An 18,174-nucleotide genomic window follows, 5' to 3' on the forward strand; every position below is an offset into this window, starting at 1 on the left:
TCCGCCGCTGGATTTGCTGCCTGGGCAGCTGTCGCATAAGTCTGTCGCGCATAGTAAATTACTTGCGACTACTTATGCGACAGGTGCGGCATGCAAAACGAAGGGCAGTGCATGAAACTCGGCCCCTCACGTTGGTTGAAACGGACCAAGGCTATTACTCCATTCGCGGCGTACCAACGAAGGTACTGAAAGGGTCTGCGATACGCAGAGTTGGCCGTGACCTGGTGTTCGACCATGGACAAGGCAATACCCAGCGTTTCCCCTTGTTTGCCGAATAACCAAAACACTACATCTTGTGTCGCCGGCAGCGGCGATCGACACCACATCTTGTGTTACCCACGTAAGGACGAACGATGAAAATCGGACCAAATAGTAAGCTCATGGAACTGAAATCTTTGGTTAAAGCCAACATTGAAAAGGAATTGTCATTTTCAGAAGGCGACTGCACCAGACAACGCGGTTTGAAGGCTGTTGTGCAGTCGGCTCCTGACAACCCAATGTCAGGACTCCTCTGCACGAAACTCGTCTATGCTCAATACTCGTGTGCACCAAAGCGAGGTGAGCATGGCGACCAATACCGCACGGATTCCCGAGCAAGGCGTGGCGACCCTGCCAGATCAGGCATGGGAGCGTGCGCGCCGTCGCGCCGAGATCATCGGGCCGTTGGCACAGGCGGAGATGGTCGGGCATGTGGCGGCCGATGCGGCAGCCCAGGCGCTGGGCCTGTCCCGGCGGCAGGTCTATGCCTTGATCCGCCGCGCCCGGCAAGGCGCGGGGCTGGTCACTGACTTCGCTCCTGGGCAGTCAAGCGGTGGTAAAGGCAAGGGCCGCTTGCCGGAGCCGGTCGAGCGCATCATCCGTGAGCTGCTGCAAAAGCGTTTCCTGACCAAGCAGAGGCGCAGCCTCGCGGCGTTCCATCGGGATGTCGCGCAAGCCTGCAAGGCACAGAAGCTACGGGTGCCGACGCGCAACACCGTGGCCTTGCGTATCGACAGCCTCGATCCACTCAAAACGGTGCGCCGCCGGGAAGGTCAGGATGCCTCCCACGAGCTGCAAGGCGTGGGCGGCATCCCGCCGGCCGTCTCCGAACCGCTGGAGCAGGTGCAGATCGACCACACGGTCATCGACCTGATCGTGGTGGATGCACACGACCGGCAGCCGATTGGCCGCCCGTACCTCACGCTGGCCATTGACGTTTTCACCCGCTGCGTGCTCGGTATGGTGGTCACGCTCGAAGCGCCGTCCGCCGTCTCGGTCGGCCTGTGCCTGGCGCATGTCGCCTGCGACAAGCGTCCCTGGCTGGAAGGGCTGGATGTCGAGATGAACTGGCCGATGAGCGGCAAGCCCAGACTGCTTTACCTGGACAACGCGGCCGAGTTCAAGAGCGAGGCGCTGCGCCGGGGCTGCGAGCAGCATGGCATCCGCCTGGACTACCGGCCGCCCGGCCAGCCGCACTACGGCGGCATCGTGGAAAGGATCATCGGCACCGCCATGCAGATGATCCACGATGAGCTGCCGGGCACGACCTTTTCCAATCCCGGTCAGCGCGGCGAGTACGACGCTGACAAGATGGCCGCCCTGACCCTGCGCGAGCTGGAGCGCTGGCTGACGCTGGCCGTGGGCACCTATCACGCCTCAGTGCACAACGGCCTGCTCCAGCCACCGGCCACGCGCTGGGCCGAAGCAGTGGCGCGGGTCGGTGTTCCGCCCGTGGTCACACGGCCTGCCGCGTTTCTGGTCGATTTTCTGCCGGTCATGCGCCGCACGCTGACTCGCACCGGCTTTGTCGTTGACCACATCCATTACTACGCCGATGCCCTCAAGCCGTGGATCGCCCGGCGTGACCGCCTGCCGACCTTCCTGATCCGGCGCGACCCGCGCGACATCAGCCGTATCTGGGTGCTGGAGCCGGAGGGGCAGCACTACCTGGAAGTCCCGTACCGCACCTTGTCTCACCCGGCTGTCACCCTCTGGGAGCAGCGCCAGGCGCTGGCGAAGCTGCGTCAGCTCGGACGCGAGCAGGTGGATGAGTCGGCGCTGTTTCGCATGATCGGCCAGATGCGCGAGATCGTGACCACCGCGCAGAAGGCCACGCGCAAGGCGCGGCGTGATGCGGATCGACGCCAGCACCTCAAGCAGTCGGTTCCGCCCGTCAAGCCTACACCGCCGGATACGGGCATGGCGGACTCGCAGGCGGCCAACCTGCCACCGGCCAAACCGTTCGACCAGATCGAGGAGTGGTAGCCGTGGACGAATACCCCATTGTTGACCTGTCCCACCTGCTGCCAGCGGCACAGGGGCTGGCCCGGCTGCCAGCGGACGAGCGTATCCAGCGCATCCGCGCTGACCGCTGGATCGGCTACCCGCGTGCGGTTGAGGCGCTGAACCGGCTGGAAACCCTGTTTGCCTGGCCGAACAAGCAACGCATGCCCAATTTGTTGCTGATCGGCCCCACCAATAACGGCAAGTCGATGATCGTCGAGAAGTTCCGGCGTTCGCACCCGGCCAGCGCCGATGCCGACCAGGAGCACATTCCAGTGTTGGTGGTGCAGATGCCGTCCGAACCCTCGGTGATCCGCTTCTACGTCGCCCTGCTCGCCGCGATGGGCGCCCCACTGCGCCCACGTCCCCGGCTGCCGGAGATGGAGCAATTGGCGCTGGCCCTGCTGCGCAAGGTTGGCGTGTGCATGCTGGTGATCGACGAGCTGCACAACGTGCTGGCCGGCAACAGCGTCAACCGGCGGGAATTTCTCAACCTGCTGCGCTTTCTCGGCAACGAGCTGCGCATCCCGCTGGTCGGCGTCGGCACGCGCGAAGCGTATCTCGCCATCCGCTCAGACGACCAACTGGAAAACCGCTTCGAGCCGATGCTGCTGCCGCTGTGGGAAGCCAATGAGGACTGCTGCTCGCTGCTGGCCAGTTTCGCGGCGTCGCTCCCGCTGCGGCGGCCCTCGCCGATTGCCACGCTGGACATGGCCCGCTACCTGCTCACCCGTAGCGAGGGCACCATCGGTGAACTGGCGCATCTGCTGATGGCGGCGGCCATTGCCGCCGTGGAGAGCGGCGAAGAAGCGATCAACCACCGCACGCTCAACATGGCCGACTACACCGGCCCCAGCGAACGGCGACGACAATTCGAGCGGGAACTGATGTGAAGCCCGCGCCCCGCTGGCCGTTGCATCCGGCCCCCAGGGAAGGCGAAGCCCTGTCCTCCTGGCTGAACCGGGTCGCTGCCTGCTACCGGATGGACGTGCATGAGCTGCTGGCACACGATCTCGGCCATGACCAGCTCGATGACCTGGATACCGAGCCACCCTTGTCCTTGTTGACGATGATTGCCCAGCGCAGCGGGGTTGAACTGGAGCGCTTGCGCTTGATGAGCCTGGCAGGCTGGGTGCCATGGCTGCTGGACAGTCTTGACGATTCGCTGCCTGCTGCCCTGGAAACCTATGCGTTCCAATGCTCGGTGCTGCTACCCAAGCGCAAGGCGCGGTCTATCACGCGCTGGCGTGCCTGGCTGCCGAGCCAGCCGATGCGCCGGGCCTGCCCGCAGTGCCTGAACGATCCGGCCAACCAGGCCGTGCTGCTCGTCTGGCAGCTCCCGCTCATGCTGAGTTGCCTGCAACATGGCTGCTGGCTGGCATCCTATTGGGGCATGCCCGGACGGTATCTCCAGTGGGACAACGCCGAGGCGGCCCCGCGTCCCGCCAATGAGGCGATTGCCAGCATGGACCGGCGCACCTGGCAGGCCCTGACGACTGGCTTTGTGGAACTGCCGCATCGGCGCATCCATGCCGGTCTGTGGTTCCGGCTGCTACGCACCCTGCTCGATGAACTGAACACCCCGCTGTCGCACTGTGGCGGCAGTGCGGGCAGCATCCGTCAGGTTTGGGAGCATTGCGGCCATCCGCTGCGCGCCGGGCAGAGTCTGTGGCGGCCCTTCGAGGTGCTGGCCCCGGCCGTGCAGATGCAGATGCAGGAAGCGGCGGCCACGGCCATCGCGCTGATCGAGTCGAGGGCGCTGCTCCCGCGCGGGGAACACGCCGCGCTGTTCCTGGCCGAGCCGCAGACGGGCTTCACCAATGGCCTGCCAGAGAAGAAACCGAAACCCGAACCCGTCAACCATTGGCAACGGGCGGCCCAGGCCATCAGTGAGGCCATCATCGAGGCACGGCACAACCCGGAGACGGCCCGCTCACTGTTCGCGCTGGCGTCCTATGGGCGACACGATTCCGAATCGCTGGAACGTCTGCGGCTCACCTTCGCCAACGAGGGGATTCCACTGGATTTTCTGTCACATTACGAGCCTCACATACCCTTTGCATGTCTTAGTCAAAATGACGGGTTAAGTGACAAATTTTGACGCCCGGCACGTTCTGGCTCACACTGTCACATAATCGAACGTATACGTGACGGGTGAAAAGGTGCTGATCGGCTACATGCGGGTATCGAAGGCGGACGGATCCCAGTCCACCAATTTGCAACGCGATGCGCTCATCGCCGCTGGTGTGAGCCTTGCGCACCTTTACGAGGATCTGGCCTCGGGCAGGCGCGATGATCGCCCAGGGTTGGCTGCTTGCCTGAAGGCGCTTCGTGAAGGGGACACGCTGATCGTGTGGAAGCTCGATCGGCTTGGCCGTGATCTGCGCCACCTGATCAACACCGTGCACGACCTAACTGCGCGTAGCGTGGGCCTGAAGGTCCTGACCGGTCACGGTGCGGCGGTCGACACGACGACTGCCGCCGGCAAGCTTGTGTTCGGTATTTTTGCCGCGCTGGCCGAGTTCGAGCGTGAGTTGATTTCCGAGCGAACAGTCGCTGGACTTATCTCGGCGCGCGCTCGCGGCAGGAAAGGGGGGCGCCCCTTCAAGATGACCGCCGCCAAGCTACGCCTGGCGATGGCCAGCATGGGGCAACCGGAAACCAAGGTGGGCGATCTCTGCGAAGAACTCGGGATTACCCGGCAGACGCTCTACCGGCACGTGTCGCCCAAGGGCGAACTGCGGCCAGACGGCGTAAAGCTGCTCTCCCTCGGTTCAGCCGCATAAATGGAGGCGACCTGGAACGGGGCGCTGTTCAGTGCGGCAACGATCCGATTACCGGTGTCGACCCAGAGCAGCCGTAGAGCTTTTGGGAAAGCTGTCGTTCAACGTTTGGTTAAGGGGCGGGCTTTAGCCCGTCCCGGCGAGCACAGCGAGCGATTTGAACCAATTGTTAGAAATTTTTCACAAGTCGGATATCTATTTCGCGTTCGACGTACTCCCACTCCTTTGATGAACGTAACTGTGCCAATAGTTTGTTAAATAAGGCAGTATGCTCCGGGGCGAACTCGAACCAAGTTAAGAAATCGAACGGTTCACCGAGATCACGAGAATGATGCAGTTGTCTTGCGATTTCTGGAAGATAAGCCAGCCCAATCTCTGTGTGGTGTGACTGTGCTTCAAAAATATTGCGCCGTTCCTCTTGCGACATGGCCCACCACTCTGGACTTTTCTTTATTGGAATGAGCGCTGCACATGATGACGTAGGACGATTTAAGTCTTCCTGCTTTGCACGAAGTTGATTGATCTCCTGCCGTTCAGCGTACCGTACATTGCTTGTAAAGCCTTGAAGTGTCCAGGTGCCACGTTCGACCAAATTGATTGAGGGCATATTAACGACATTGACCCTTTGCACCATTTCAAGAGGCATGCCAATGACGGTTTCACAGCTTGTGACTCGCCATGAACCTTCGGAACCGCCAATGAATGAATAATGATTGTTCATGTGATGGGTGCCCTAAATGTCTAACTTTGTTTTAGGGCGACTGCCCTGCTGCGTAACATCGTTGCTGCTCCATAACATCAAACATCGACCCACGGCGTAACGCGCTTGCTGCTTGGATGCCCGAGGCATAGACTGTACAAAAAAACAGTCATAACAAGCCATGAAAACCGCCACTGCGCCGTTACCACCGCTGCGTTCGGTCAAGGTTCTGGACCAGTTGCGTGAGCGCATACGCTACTTGCATTATAGCTTACGAACCGAACAGGCTTATGTCCACTGGGTTCGTGCCTTCATCCGTTTCCACGGTGTGCGTCACCCGGCAACCTTGGGCAGCAGCGAAGTCGAGGCATTTCTGTCCTGGCTGGCGAACGAGCGCAAGGTTTCGGTCTCCACGCATCGTCAGGCATTGGCGGCCTTGCTGTTCTTCTACGGCAAGGTGCTGTGCACGGATCTGCCCTGGCTTCAGGAGATCGGAAGACCTCGGCCGTCGCGGCGCTTGCCGGTGGTGCTGACCCCGGATGAAGTTGTTGGATGCAAATAAAGTTTCACCCTAACGCGAACGATTTTGCTGGACTGGCTGGGAAGCACCCTGCCCGGCCTGCATCTAAAGTTTCATCCTAATGCCTCGCAGCGGCCTTCAAACGGTCTGAAAACCACGGAGCCATGCAAATATAGTTTCATCCTTTCCTGCATTTTGCTGCACACAGGCCGCAAGCATAAGCCATTGATTTCTATTGTGATCTTGCTAATTCCCTACCGGATCGCACGGTTTGAACGCCACCAGAAGCCGCTTTATTGGGATGAAACTTTATTAGTACGGATGACACTTCATTCGCATCCCGCAGAAGTGGTTCGCATCCTCGGTTTTCTGGAAGGCGAGCATCGTTTGTTCGCCCAGCTTCTGTATGGAACGGGCATGCGGATCAGTGAGGGTTTGCAACTGCGGGTCAAGGATCTGGATTTCGATCACGGCACGATCATCGTGCGGGAGGGCAAGGGCTCCAAGGATCGGGCCTTGATGTTACCCGAGAGCTTGGCACCCAGCCTGCGCGAGCAGCTGTCGCGTGCACGGGCATGGTGGCTGAAGGACCAGGCCGAGGGCCGCAGCGGCGTTGCGCTTCCCGACGCCCTTGAGCGGAAGTATCCGCGCGCCGGGCATTCCTGGCCGTGGTTCTGGGTTTTTGCGCAGCACACGCATTCGACCGATCCACGGAGCGGTGTCGTGCGTCGCCATCACATGTATGACCAGACCTTTCAGCGCGCCTTCAAACGTGCCGTAGAACAAGCAGGCATCACGAAGCCCGCCACACCGCACACCCTCCGCCACTCGTTCGCGACGGCCTTGCTCCGCAGCGGTTACGACATTCGAACCGTGCAGGATCTGCTCGGCCATTCCGACGTCTCTACGACGATGATTTACACGCATGTGCTGAAAGTTGGCGGTGCCGGAGTGCGCTCACCGCTTGATGCGCTGCCGCCCCTCACTAGTGAGAGGTAGGGCAGCGCAAGTCAATCCTGGCGGATTCACTACCCCTGCGCGAAGGCCATCGGTGCCGCATCGAACGGCCGGTTGCGGAAAGTCCTCCCTGCGTCCGCTGATGGCCGGCAGCAGCCCGTCGTTGCCTGATGGATCCAACCCCTCCGCTGCTATAGTGCAGTCGGCTTCTGACGTTCAGTGCAGCCGTCTTCTGAAAACGACAGGAATGGAAGCACCCCGTTAACGACGCAGACCTGTACGAAGCGCTAATGGTTGGCTTGTACGACACCCTAGAGGGGGCTGCACTCGATACCCTTACTGATGTGTCGGAGGATGAAAAACAATCGCTGTTGAACAGCTTGTACGACCTGCTGGGGCCTGGTGATCGTATCGTCACCTTTCCCACAGAAAACCCGCTTTGGTTGAAGGTGACACCAAACATACCGGGGCGCTTGCCGGTAGAGCGTAGCGACGATGAATTATGGATTCGGCTGGATACGGTCGAACAGGTCATCCCTAAGCCTGCTATTGCCATCGGTGACGATATTCGGACGTATCAGTTCGTTATCCAGGTACAGGCCAACGATAAGCTGTACGACATAACCGCAACCAGATTCAAGGGTAAATCGGTCTACGCGAAGATTCCGATGGTGATGCAACTGGTGACAGATGCAGTGCGCTATACGGGCCGTACCAACGTGCGTTAGTGTCGTTCCACAACGCCTTGCTACTTAGTCGCGAGATGGCGGTATAAGCCGCCGAAATTGAACCAAAAAAAAGCCCCGACTATCGGGGCTTTTGCCTTTCTGCGTCTCACTGTGTAGACGCAAGTTGAGTGGTTGAACCGGCTGGAGGTAGCTGGAATTTCTTCCAGGCCTTGAGTACCAGGTTGGGATATTCGCTTTGGCCGCGGCTTCCGTTGTATCGGCCCAAAGCCATGAAAAGGTCACCATTTTCTGTGTCCAGGTAGTGGCGAAGGATCGAGCAGCCATATCTCAAGTTCGTCCGGAGGTGAAAGAGATTGTCACCAGGTCGATCTACGACCTTGAGCCAGAACGGCATAACCTGCATGTACCCTCTGGCCCCGGCTACAGATAGCGAATACTTGCGAAATCGGCTCTCAACATACAGCAGTCCAAGAACCATTTCGGGGTCGAGGCCAGCACGTACCGACTCGTAATGAACCGTCATCAAGAACTTGTCACGCTCGCCCTGGTTAGGCATCCAATCGGCTAAGCGCTTGGATTGCCCATTCAACCAGGCATCTTTAGCTGCTACGGAAAGAAAAGATCCTTCCGGTGCTACCTGGTCGCTCACGGCCTGGCTCAATCCGGCGCGAACAGAGTCCGATATCAGTTCTTCGGTCTGCGCACCGGCGCTGGCGATCACAGGGATCGTCAGCGCGGCGCAAAGCAGAAGGCAGGAAGCGAGGCCCCTTCTCAACGAGCGGCCTCCTTTTCAGGGGTTTTAGACGGCTCCGGCTGATCCTTCGACTTTTCCTTTACGAGCTGGGCTTCGCGGATCTTTGGAGAAGGCACCGGGTCACCATGAGCGATGCGCTCTGCCATGGCGATTTGTGCAACCGCTACAAAGCGCTCTTGTTCTTCCTTGCTGTTGGGCCACTGTTTTTCCGCAAACTTGTGGGCAGCCGCTACGGTGCCGTAAGCCGGAGCCAATTCAGGATGCTTGTTAACGACCTCGGAGCGCTCGCCGTAGACAAACGCCTGAGCCTTGTCAACAGACCCGACTTTCCAGGTGTTGCGTATGGCGTCAACTTCACGCGTGCCGGTGACGTTGCCTTTTTCGTCGAACACTTTTTCTTTGGCTACAACGTCCTTACTGGCGACCTTTTCCAGAGCAACGGTTTCGCCTTCTTTGACCTTGCTATCACGCATGGCGCGGCCCAAGTCTTTGCCCCAAATTGTGCGTTCTCCCGCGTCGGTCTGGACACGCACGAAATAGCTTTTGTCTTTCTTCTCATCGAACTGATATTTGGCTTCGCCATGCTCGATCAGCTTGCCGGTGACAACACCTTCACGAAGGCTGAAATCTTTGGCACGGTTCAGATCTGCCGGACGCTCAGCCTTTGGCGCGTCATTTGCTGGCTGTGCAGGCTGTTGCGCTTGACGATCACCTGCAGGAGAAACGGCCTCACGCTGGCCAGTGGTTTTAACCCGCTCGGTGCTGGCCTCGATGCTGTTTTCTTTCACAGGCTCTTTGACCAGTTTGGCCAAGTGCGCTTTCTCAATCGCGGTTGGCTTGTAGCCACTGACTTCAAGACCATTCATGGACGCTTCAAGCCAGGCCGCACGGCGGAAATCTTCTGTACCGCGTACCGTAACTTTTTCCCAGCCGCGAGCCTTTGCGATGTCCACCAGGGACGCGATTACTTGCTGGTTTTCGCTCTTCGTTGAAAGTTTTTGTCCCTTGTCGTCGAACGCGTGAGTTTTGTCCGGGAAATAGAATTTGTTATCTACTTGGAGAAACCGTTCCTTCACATGACTAGGAACGGCGTCAGAGCGCGTATCAGCGGTTTTCTGATCGAGCCTTACCGATGGGCCGGATTTTTCCTCAGCGCGGCTCTCTGGCGATCCCACAGGGCCACTTTCTGGCACTCGCTGATTCAATCCCAGGGATTCACGTTCCATACGCACGCGCTGACGTTGCCGAGCGGCAAACTCGCGGGCTTCGTTGTCGGCAGACGCTAAGACTGGTTCGGGTTGGCCTGCCCGCTGGGCGTCCAGATCTGCACGGCGCTGTTTAGCAAAATCCCGGGCCTGGCCATCAAGACTAGGGCTAGCTGGAGCCGCCTTATCAGCCTCCGTATCGATCTTGGGATTGCGCGCCGCTTTGCGCAGGTTCTCGCGTTGCTGGGCGACAATTGCGGCCACCTCGGGGTCAACCTCGGCTCCGCGATCCTGACCACTCTCAACCGAGTTCTCGCGGGCCTGGCTTGCGGCAGGAACCTTGGCCATCAGCGGAATACCGTTTTGCTTGAGAGCTTCAACAGCGGACAGAGGGTTATCTTTGTCAGCAGTGCGAGCGTTGATATCTGCACCGGCCTCGATCAAGAGATTGGCTGTACGGCCATCCTTTGCAAAAGCCGCAGCATGAAGCGGCGTTACTCGATCCTGGTCACGTGCATTAACGTTTGCTCCGGCTTCGATCAGCACCTTGGCCACGTCCGGATTTTTGGCCTTGATGGACGAAAGCAACGGCGTTTCGCCTTTCACCTGCCCAGCGTCCAAGTCGGTTTTAGATACCTTGGATTCAAGATCTGCACCGGCCTCGATAAGAGTCCGAGCAGCACGGGCAGTAAGAGCCGGATCGTGCATAACAGTCTTGCCCGAGGGCAGGCGCAAGTTCACATCTGCACCGCGAAGAATCAAACCTTCCAACAACATTTGGCCGTTGAATTTCTCACCCGTGGAAAGTTGGCCACGAACAGCAGCTTGAAGAAGAGGAACGCCGTTTTCGACCGGCTCTCTCATATTTGGACTCATCGTTTTTTTCGCGTCGAGTATCGCTAACGCGGTATCAACATTATTGCCGCGAAGCGCTTCGTGCAGACCTTCTTTATTAGCTTTAGTAGCCATCGGTTATATTCCTTCTGCGTCAATCAGCGATTGAATTAATAAATGAGCCAAATACTTCTTTCATTTCCTCATCAGATATTGGGTCGTCCAGAGGGACGACAATATTTTCGAAGTCAATATTATAATCTGTCAACGACAGTTTATCTATTGTTTCAATGTCTTTTGCTTCAATTTCCCGATCAACGAACTTCATTAACTGCCCGTCAACTTCAACTACTTCGTCTTTGACCTTGGATTTAGGTTTAGCCACTTTAGCAGCAGGCGGCGTGTACGTAATCTGCGCTTGTACAACAGGTGGAAGTAGACGCTTCTTGAATACACGTTCTTTGTAATAGAAAACTTTATCGCAAAGGATAGCGTTCATGTTTTCGACAAAAATAATTTGGCGCTTTTTCCCGATTTGGCGAACCTCTTGGGGCAGCAACAACGCGCGCGGAGCTTCTGAGGTACTGGTAGATCCTCCCTTAACGTCGAATTTAGGCCGCGAGTGGGATTTATTTTTAACGGTAGTGTTGCCCAGCATTTCAGAAACGGTTCTAGCGTGTTCCTTGCTCTTAGGTGCAAACACAATCTCGGCAGCAAGACATTCAATAATGGTGCGAGCAACTTGCTCACCGTAGGCCGCCACGAGTTGAGAAATTGACTGAACAATGATGAAAGGGCGAATGTTGTAGCCGCCGAGGTAGCCAATTGATTTGGCAACGATAGGCATACGACCTGGTGCTGTGAATTCGTCCATGATCCATGCAAGCTGGTATTTCAGCTCTGGATTATCCTCCGGCATTTCCTGCATGTTCAAATCAAGGATCTGTTGCGCGAACAGATTGATTATGAGCGACAAATAATCAAGGTCAGAAGGCGCAATGCCCAGGTAAATAGAGATTTTCTGCTTACGCAAATTTCGCAGATCTACAGAGCTTGAACTTGTGGCTGCGTCAATAAGGGGGTTAAGCCACAGTTCTAGCTTAGCTGTGAACGTCTTACGGATTGAAGACTGTGTGTTACCACTGGTAAATATGAAGTCGTATAGAGCAGCCTTACAGGCGCTACTAAGAGGATTTGGCGAAGTGTCGCGTTGTTCGATTAAGTTTTTCCAGTGTTCACCAACGGACTCACCTTCGCCAAACATAATTTGCCGAACGATTTCACCAAAAGTGCGCGGGGTGCCTGGCGTTTCAAATACATACAGGGCAATCCCAAGGAACAACGTCCGGCACGATGCGGGCCAGAAAGGATCGCCGTCCGCAGGGTCAGGCGAAAGCATGTTGCCGATCTTCTGTAAGTCGTTCACTCGCAACATAGGATCATCAGACACGTAATCCAATGGATTCCATTGCATAGTGCGTAGCTCTGGATCGACTGGGTTGAACAGGTGAACGTCTGTAAAGGTTGCGCGGAACCCCGAGGTAATCCGGTAGGACTCCTTACGCACATCCAGCAGAACGACGCTATCAGGCCAGCTAAGCATGTTCGGTTGAACGACACCGACACCCTTACCAGACCGAGGCGGCGCAGAGCATAGCGCGCCAAGCTGGCCAGCCAACATTAGAAACTTGCCTTTCCATTTACCGATGATGAACCCCTTGTCGCCCAGGAGTTTGTTCCGTTTAATCTCGGCAGTAGTTGCGAAACGTGCGTCACCATGAAGCTTACGACTTAGAGGCATAACGCATATCCCCACTAAAATTAGTGGGGGGAGGAAACCGGCAGCGGTACAGATAATCAACCATTTTCTTACTAGTGGCTGATTACCGTAGTAAGTCCAATAATCAATGATCGTTTTAGGCGTTGCGCCAGTTACTGGCTCCCCGATTTTCCATAGGAACCAATAACCCGCTAGGTACAAACCAAGCACTACGGCAAAAATGCCCATCGCCGTAAACACTTTAACTTTTGCGTTAAAGCTATCCATTTCGTTAAGCAGCATATGCAGCCCCCCTATCCAGCAATTTTAAGGGCATATTCCGGATCGAAATATATTTCCCTAACGTAAGGCTTCCCGTTTTCGTCCCTGTCGCACTGAACGACAATATCAATCAACATATAAAGATCTTTGATAATAAGATCCTGTGAGAGTTGACCGCCTTCGGGACTTGCCTGAATCATGTTTGCCATTCGACGAAAAGCCATCTTTGCGCTGTTCGCGTGGAAGCTCGCCATTGTTCCAGGGTGACCGCTGTTCACAACGTTCTGGAAGAAGAAATAAGCCTCATCACCGCGTATCTCAGCAAGAAGCACACGGCTAGGGAATTGCCGCAGTGTGGAAGCCAGAACGCCTTTAACCCGTAGTTTCTCGTCAGCCTTGGCGTTCCTGGTGAAGATCAAATTCACCTGGTTGCGGTGGGGTAGACGAGACTCCCGAGTATCTTCAACAGTAATAATTCGTTCATCAAGTGGGATCTTGTGCGACAAAGCATTCATTAGCGCCGTTTTGCCTGAACCTGTCTCACCAGAGAAAAAGATATTTTTCTTGTATAAAACTGCCTTGCTGAAAAATCCCATTACATTTTTAGCCGCAAAGAGTTCTAACAGTTCGATATCCCGAGTCGGCACCTCATTGCGAAGTTCTTGGCGGTCTTCCTTTGAGACACCGCGTGTTTGTATCCACTCGGATTTTTTGAACGTCCCAAATTCAATAATTTCCTCAAGCGTAAAAGCCTCCCCTTTACGGGGAAGCCGGATTGTGATCGAAGGCCCCGCAGTCACCGGAGGTAGATTAATTTCAATCCGTTCGCCTCCTGGTAGCTCAGCGCTCATAATTGGCTCAGGTGCCTGACTGGAATAGTTAGCTACCAGCCTGCTAAGTTCCTCACACCACGTGTAATCAAGTACGGGCATAGGAATCTCGTTCCAGTGCCCATGCGTATAAGTCCACAACGTGCCAGGTTCGTTAATACACAGTTCGTTGAATTCACCGTTCAGGTATTCGTTAAGAACCTGCAAGTGAAGTTCAACGGTATGCAGTTCGTCATTCTGGTTGAAGTCTTCCATAACCATCATTCCTTGTACTCAAGGCTGTAGACCTTGCTGAAATCAATATCGCGGGCCAGGTAGATGTAAATGTTAGCGCCCTGGTTGCGGGTCAAAGTAGACGGAATGTTTGCCGACTCTTTGAAAATTTCAGTAGCCAGTTCCTGGCCACCGTTTGTGGTGTTACCGAAACTGATATTAGTGTTGTCACTGTTGTTGCTTTGGCCAGTTGCCGACAGGTAAGCCCCTACGTCGTCGATCAGGCTCAGTGCGACGATAGGCCCCCAGCGTTCGGCCAGGTGGTTATCAATCTCACCAGTTATACCGGTGCGGCCCAGCTCATCAGTACCGGCAGAATTCAGGTTAAACGCGATGTTGTTAGGCATAGGAGTGCGACCGCGAGTCCACACAATCGGCAACCGGCGATTGCCACGGGCCAGGCCCATAAGCTGCTGGCCTGTGTAGATGGTGCCCGCCTCGGCCACAATGGCGCTGTGATCCGCAGACCACAGGTCAACACTCTGGATGCACGTAACCTGGCCCACCAGGGACGAATCAATAGCTTGCTGAACGGTGCAGGGAATCGATTCGCCTTGGTACACCATCAAGCTCGGATCACCCAGCTTGTATGCCTCGATGGGATCAAGTTGAGCGCCCTGGAGCGATTGAGACAATCGATCTTGGCCAGCGGTGTTACCACTGCCCGAACCACTTCCGGCGTTGCCTGGCGCGCCAGGAGTGCCAGGGGTGCCGGTCTGGCCCGCTGCTGCCGTAGTAGTGCCCGTATCGAGCTTGAACTTAACGCTCGATCCCAGGCGCTCTCTGCGCTCGATCTGTGCCGGTGTTTCAGCGGGTTGACCATTACCGCCCTTGCCTTGCTGGATGTTCGGTTGTGGCGGTGGGGTGCCAGCTTGCGGCTGTTGTTGCTCATCGAACTTGCCAAGCTTCAGCGGCGGGACGGTCGTCTGTGCGGTTTGTGACGTATCCACAGGGGTGCTCTGACGTTCGGCGCGCTCTTTGTAAAGTTGCGCGTAATAGTCAAACAGGAAGTAGCCCACAGCAATGATGACTAATGCACCAATGATGAAGTTAGTCATGCGGGCTTGTACGCCCAAACCTTTATTGACTGAGGCAATTTTTCGGTCGCCCTTGATGGGTTGTTCTTCCGGAAGTTCTTCTTCCTCGAAATCCTCATCCTTATTACGGTTCCATGGCATTCTCATTGTTCCACCTCCTGCTTAATTACCCGTTCAACACGCGGTGATCCTGTTTTGGTTGTAGGTCTTACTCCACCTTTCGGGTCGTATGCCTCATTAAATACGCAGGTCACAAGCTCACCCCTACGGAAAATAAACTTAGGCTTTACCGCATGAATTACCATTACGTTGTCTTTGATATTGAAAGGGGCCAACGTCTCTTTGCCTTCTTCATTTTCAAAGTAGACTTGAGGTATTTCACCACGCGGAGGGAAACTCACATATGTAGCCTGGCCGTTATCTTCCACCTTGCTAGGTTCGATACTGCTTGAACCCTCAACGGTGTAATTAGTGTTCATATTCGCACCGTCGCCATACGCAAGGTATTTTTTCGCAAGCTCATATTGAGCTTTGGTGCGCTTCTCGTTCAACTCATCCTCTGGATAGCGATACTGAATGAACTCGTAACTGGTCACATTTTCAGTTTTGACCAGAATCATATCGAGGTTGTAAACGCGCTTGTTGGTTACGATATGAATGTTTGTATTAGGACTGCCACGGGCTGGCTTGATGAAAAAACCATTTTGCGCGGTCAGTGTGCCCACTCCCCAGGCGTCGGTATAACCGCCGCCCATATCAAGGATCTTTTCACCCTTAGAAAACATGACCAATGTGTCACGGCCAATTTTCGCTTTCACAGTGACGATGTTGTAAGGATCGAAATCAACGAAGCGCACACGGGGATCTTGATGCGCGGGTGTCGGGACTTGTGCAGCGGTCGCCTGGTAGCTAACAGCGCAACCAAGCAGGACGGCTAAAGCGACGGGCGTCATTCTCATAGTCACTCTCTCCCCTGGTTAGGCGAGTAAGCCGGAGCGCTTAACCCGGTAGGACTCACCACGGCGGGTGCCGGTGCGGAAGCCCTTGGCCTGGCTTGAGAAGACGAGCCGAGAACTTGGTTAGTGTTGTACTCAGTAATTTGCAGACCGATATCGTTGATTCGGCGCTGGCCTTCTTCCTTCGGCAGATTCACCATTTTGAATGCAATGTCAGCCACCCAATAAGTAGTCGCCGGAACACCATTTTTCGTTATTGTCCGCGAAAAATAGATTTGCGCTGTATCGACAATGCCCTGCAAGTTAGGACGTGGCGCAATACTCTCAATCTCTGGTTTTACCGTGGCTGTATTGCCGTAGCGTGCAAGTGGGCCATCCGGATTATCCGTATCCCAAAACTTAGTCCACTGCGATTGCAGCTGTGGTGACATAAAGGAAGCCGCGCAGAAGTAATCAGCTTCGGCCATATCCTTGATATAGCGTTCCCGACAAATAGCGAAGGTATTAAGGGCACGACGCAGTAAAGCGTCTTCGTATTTAATCTTTACCTCTTCCAGTGACATAAGCGGGTGAATCGAATTGTTCGCCTTGTCCATTACCAGCACTTGCGGCGGCGGCGGCGGCACCATCGAGGTTTCAATTGCCTGGTGCGCAACCCACAGCGCACCAAATGCAAATACAACGGCCCCGCCTGCAATCCGGAACGCCCAGGTTTTCATCTTCTCCAGCTTTTCAATCTCGGTGTCTGCCCAAGAGTGAGACGCCTGGAGGATCTGTTGAATGTCTTCGTGGTCATCTACGAATTTCTTGATGCCACTGAGAAAACGTTGAACCTCGGCGTTTTCCTTATCGGCGTCTTTCTGTTTGGCATCCATATCAGCCCTCTCCTAAGTGAACGTCGTTAAGCGCAACCACTTGGCCGCAGCTTGGGTAGTTAATGCCTGCCTGGCGTGACTCATTGACGGGACGGCGGTTTTTGCCATCGCATGAAGGCGGCTGATGGACACACCCCGCCATGGCAACAACCAGGGGCAAGACGAGCAGTCGTAAAACGTTCTTCATTTTCACTATCCTCACACGCACAAAAAAGACGGATACATAGCAACACTTTACTATGTTCCGTCTATACAGAAAAGGTCTTTCTGTATCTGAGGGGCAATGAGCCCCTATGCTCCAACTAATACCGACAGGTGGTTAAGCGCCGATAGAACCGCCGCGTGGACGCTTTCTATCCTTGTTTCGGTCGCCGGATCTGCGCTTAGGCATGATCGACTTGAGACTGCGCTTGAGCATTCCTGAAACCAGGCGACCGGCGCCGTAGGAATTCACTGAGACACCGCCTGCAAGCCCCCCGGCCAAAGACGGGATTTGAGCCAGGCAAAGCAGGGAGATTGCACCAGTGACCAGGAACGGAAACAGGAGGTTGATTTGGGCTGTGCTGGTGATTGCCGCAGCTCCAACCGACGCTCGATCGTAAAGCGTCATAACGAGCGAGTTGGCTGCAATGACCATGACAATGACCAAGGCAAAGTTCGAAAGTTGCTGAATCCAGCGGCTGAAGAAATCAGAAGTCGCCTGAAACAGCAGAGTGCAAATGAACAACGGCCCCAGGGCTAGGATTATGGCCAGCATGATTTTGCTCATGACGATCAGGAAACAAGCGTAGGCAGTGACAGCGATTGTCTGACCCCACACCAGGATCGCAATCATGTACATCCCTGGATCACCTACCAGAATGCCGCCTTGATCCCAAAACTTCTTACCGGCGATGAATCCTTTAGCCAGGATGCTATCGAGAGAACCCACCATCGTGTTGTTGGTAGTGGCCCCAAAGAAAGCTTGGCCCAGCTCGAAAGGTGCAACGCTGAAAGTGTTAACCACGTATGTGTTGTAAGCAGCGAATTGAAACGCGACGTACAGGATGGCCACCATCTTTGCGATGCGTGAAAACCCGTCGGTTATGGGTTCACTGACCTGGCCACGCAAGAGGGCTAAGCCCCAAAGCATGACGTAGACAGCCAGGCACGTGTTCACTGCCGGCGCAATGATCTGCGCAACGGCTGTCACGTTCTGAGTGATGTACGCGCCTGTCATCCCGTCGACGAAGGTAAACACTTGTGTGTATGTTTCGGTAGCCATAGCCAGAACTCCGATTATTGCCCCTTCTCAGGGGCTTTCTTAAACGACTCTGGAGCGCTGGTATCCAGCTTCGGAAAGTCGGCCTCACCGGATCTTTCAGCCCGGCATGCAGCGTCGCAAACCACCTTTTGCTCCTTGTCCCAGCAGCCAGTCAGGCATGCCAGGAGAGACGCGAGGAATATGAATTTCTTCAT

16 protein-coding genes and 1 pseudogene are annotated in these 18,174 nt (G+C 55.5%); 7 read left to right on the plus strand and 10 right to left on the minus strand.

Annotated elements, in window-relative coordinates; all coding sequences use genetic code 11:
* The first annotated feature begins 564 nt into the window (after positions 1-564).
* The 4 genes from ICA16_RS27860 (at position 565) to ICA16_RS27875 (ending at position 5,048) form a co-directional block, all read left to right on the plus strand.
* The gene (locus ICA16_RS27860; protein ID WP_169921708.1) at positions 565-2,244 is read left to right on the plus strand and encodes a Mu transposase C-terminal domain-containing protein; all 1,680 of its coding nucleotides are present in this window, start codon (positions 565-567) and stop codon (positions 2,242-2,244) included.
* A gap of 2 nt (positions 2,245-2,246) precedes the next feature.
* The gene (locus ICA16_RS27865) at positions 2,247-3,155 is read left to right on the plus strand and encodes a TniB family NTP-binding protein (protein WP_087920920.1); all 909 of its coding nucleotides are present in this window, start codon (positions 2,247-2,249) and stop codon (positions 3,153-3,155) included.
* On the plus strand, positions 3,152-4,363 hold the full coding sequence (locus tag ICA16_RS27870; RefSeq protein ID WP_087920919.1) for a TniQ family protein: 1,212 nt from the start codon (positions 3,152-3,154) through the stop codon (positions 4,361-4,363). Before ICA16_RS27865 ends, ICA16_RS27870 begins: the two co-directional genes overlap by 4 nt.
* Positions 4,364-4,424: 61 nt before the next feature.
* Positions 4,425-5,048 (plus strand): recombinase family protein, encoded by a 624-nt coding sequence (locus ICA16_RS27875; protein ID WP_003155741.1) that lies wholly within the window; start codon positions 4,425-4,427, stop codon positions 5,046-5,048.
* A gap of 166 nt (positions 5,049-5,214) precedes the next feature.
* On the opposite strand, the gene ICA16_RS27880 is transcribed toward ICA16_RS27875, so the two are convergent.
* Complete coding sequence (locus tag ICA16_RS27880; RefSeq protein ID WP_082412261.1) at positions 5,215-5,766, minus strand: chlorite dismutase family protein; 552 nt, start codon at positions 5,764-5,766, stop codon at positions 5,215-5,217.
* 160 nt (positions 5,767-5,926) lie between these two features.
* On the opposite strand from ICA16_RS27880, the pseudogene intI1 reads away from it, so the two are divergent.
* The 3 genes and pseudogenes from intI1 to ICA16_RS27895 all read left to right on the plus strand — a co-directional run.
* A pseudogene (gene intI1 / locus ICA16_RS27885) lies at positions 5,927-6,286 on the plus strand (class 1 integron integrase IntI1); the annotation flags it as partial.
* A 300-nt stretch (positions 6,287-6,586) separates the two neighbouring features.
* Complete coding sequence (locus tag ICA16_RS27890; RefSeq protein WP_210702152.1) at positions 6,587-7,264, plus strand: integron integrase; 678 nt, start codon at positions 6,587-6,589, stop codon at positions 7,262-7,264.
* Positions 7,265-7,512: 248 nt separating this feature from the next.
* Entirely contained in the window at positions 7,513-7,950 is a 438-nt protein-coding gene (locus ICA16_RS27895; protein ID WP_210702129.1) for a hypothetical protein, read from the plus strand.
* Positions 7,951-8,056: 106 nt separating this feature from the next.
* Here the strand turns inward: ICA16_RS27895 and ICA16_RS27900 are convergent, their stop codons facing one another.
* From ICA16_RS27900 to ICA16_RS28555, 9 genes are all read right to left on the minus strand, one after another.
* On the minus strand, positions 8,057-8,686 hold the full coding sequence (locus tag ICA16_RS27900) for a lytic transglycosylase domain-containing protein (protein ID WP_210702130.1): 630 nt from the start codon (positions 8,684-8,686) through the stop codon (positions 8,057-8,059).
* Complete coding sequence (locus tag ICA16_RS27905) at positions 8,683-10,839, minus strand: LPD7 domain-containing protein (RefSeq protein WP_210702131.1); 2,157 nt, start codon at positions 10,837-10,839, stop codon at positions 8,683-8,685. The genes ICA16_RS27900 and ICA16_RS27905 overlap by 4 nt, the downstream gene beginning before the upstream one ends.
* A 19-nt stretch (positions 10,840-10,858) precedes the next feature.
* Positions 10,859-12,766 carry a type IV secretory system conjugative DNA transfer family protein gene (locus ICA16_RS27910; protein ID WP_210702132.1) on the minus strand — a complete coding sequence of 636 codons (1,908 nt, stop codon included), beginning with the start codon at positions 12,764-12,766 and terminating at the stop codon, positions 10,859-10,861.
* Between the two features lie 11 nt (positions 12,767-12,777).
* Positions 12,778-13,830 carry a P-type DNA transfer ATPase VirB11 gene (gene virB11, locus ICA16_RS27915; RefSeq protein ID WP_210702133.1) on the minus strand — a complete coding sequence of 351 codons (1,053 nt, stop codon included), beginning with the start codon at positions 13,828-13,830 and terminating at the stop codon, positions 12,778-12,780.
* A 5-nt stretch (positions 13,831-13,835) separates the two neighbouring features.
* Complete coding sequence (locus tag ICA16_RS27920; RefSeq protein WP_210702134.1) at positions 13,836-15,026, minus strand: TrbI/VirB10 family protein; 1,191 nt, start codon at positions 15,024-15,026, stop codon at positions 13,836-13,838.
* 2 nt (positions 15,027-15,028) lie between these two features.
* Complete coding sequence (locus ICA16_RS27925) at positions 15,029-15,844, minus strand: TrbG/VirB9 family P-type conjugative transfer protein (protein ID WP_210702135.1); 816 nt, start codon at positions 15,842-15,844, stop codon at positions 15,029-15,031.
* A gap of 2 nt (positions 15,845-15,846) precedes the next feature.
* Positions 15,847-16,716: a VirB8 family type IV secretion system protein gene (locus ICA16_RS27930; protein ID WP_123514098.1), complete on the minus strand. Its 870-nt coding sequence runs from the start codon at positions 16,714-16,716 to the stop codon at positions 15,847-15,849.
* Positions 16,717-17,035: 319 nt separating this feature from the next.
* Positions 17,036-17,980 (minus strand): TrbL/VirB6 family protein, encoded by a 945-nt coding sequence (locus ICA16_RS27935; RefSeq protein ID WP_210702136.1) that lies wholly within the window; start codon positions 17,978-17,980, stop codon positions 17,036-17,038.
* Between the two features lie 14 nt (positions 17,981-17,994).
* Positions 17,995-18,174 carry a lipoprotein gene (locus ICA16_RS28555; RefSeq protein ID WP_414704757.1) on the minus strand — a complete coding sequence of 60 codons (180 nt, stop codon included), beginning with the start codon at positions 18,172-18,174 and terminating at the stop codon, positions 17,995-17,997.

Source organism: Pseudomonas anatoliensis (assembly GCF_017976235.1).
GTDB lineage: Bacteria > Pseudomonadota > Gammaproteobacteria > Pseudomonadales > Pseudomonadaceae > Aquipseudomonas > Aquipseudomonas anatoliensis.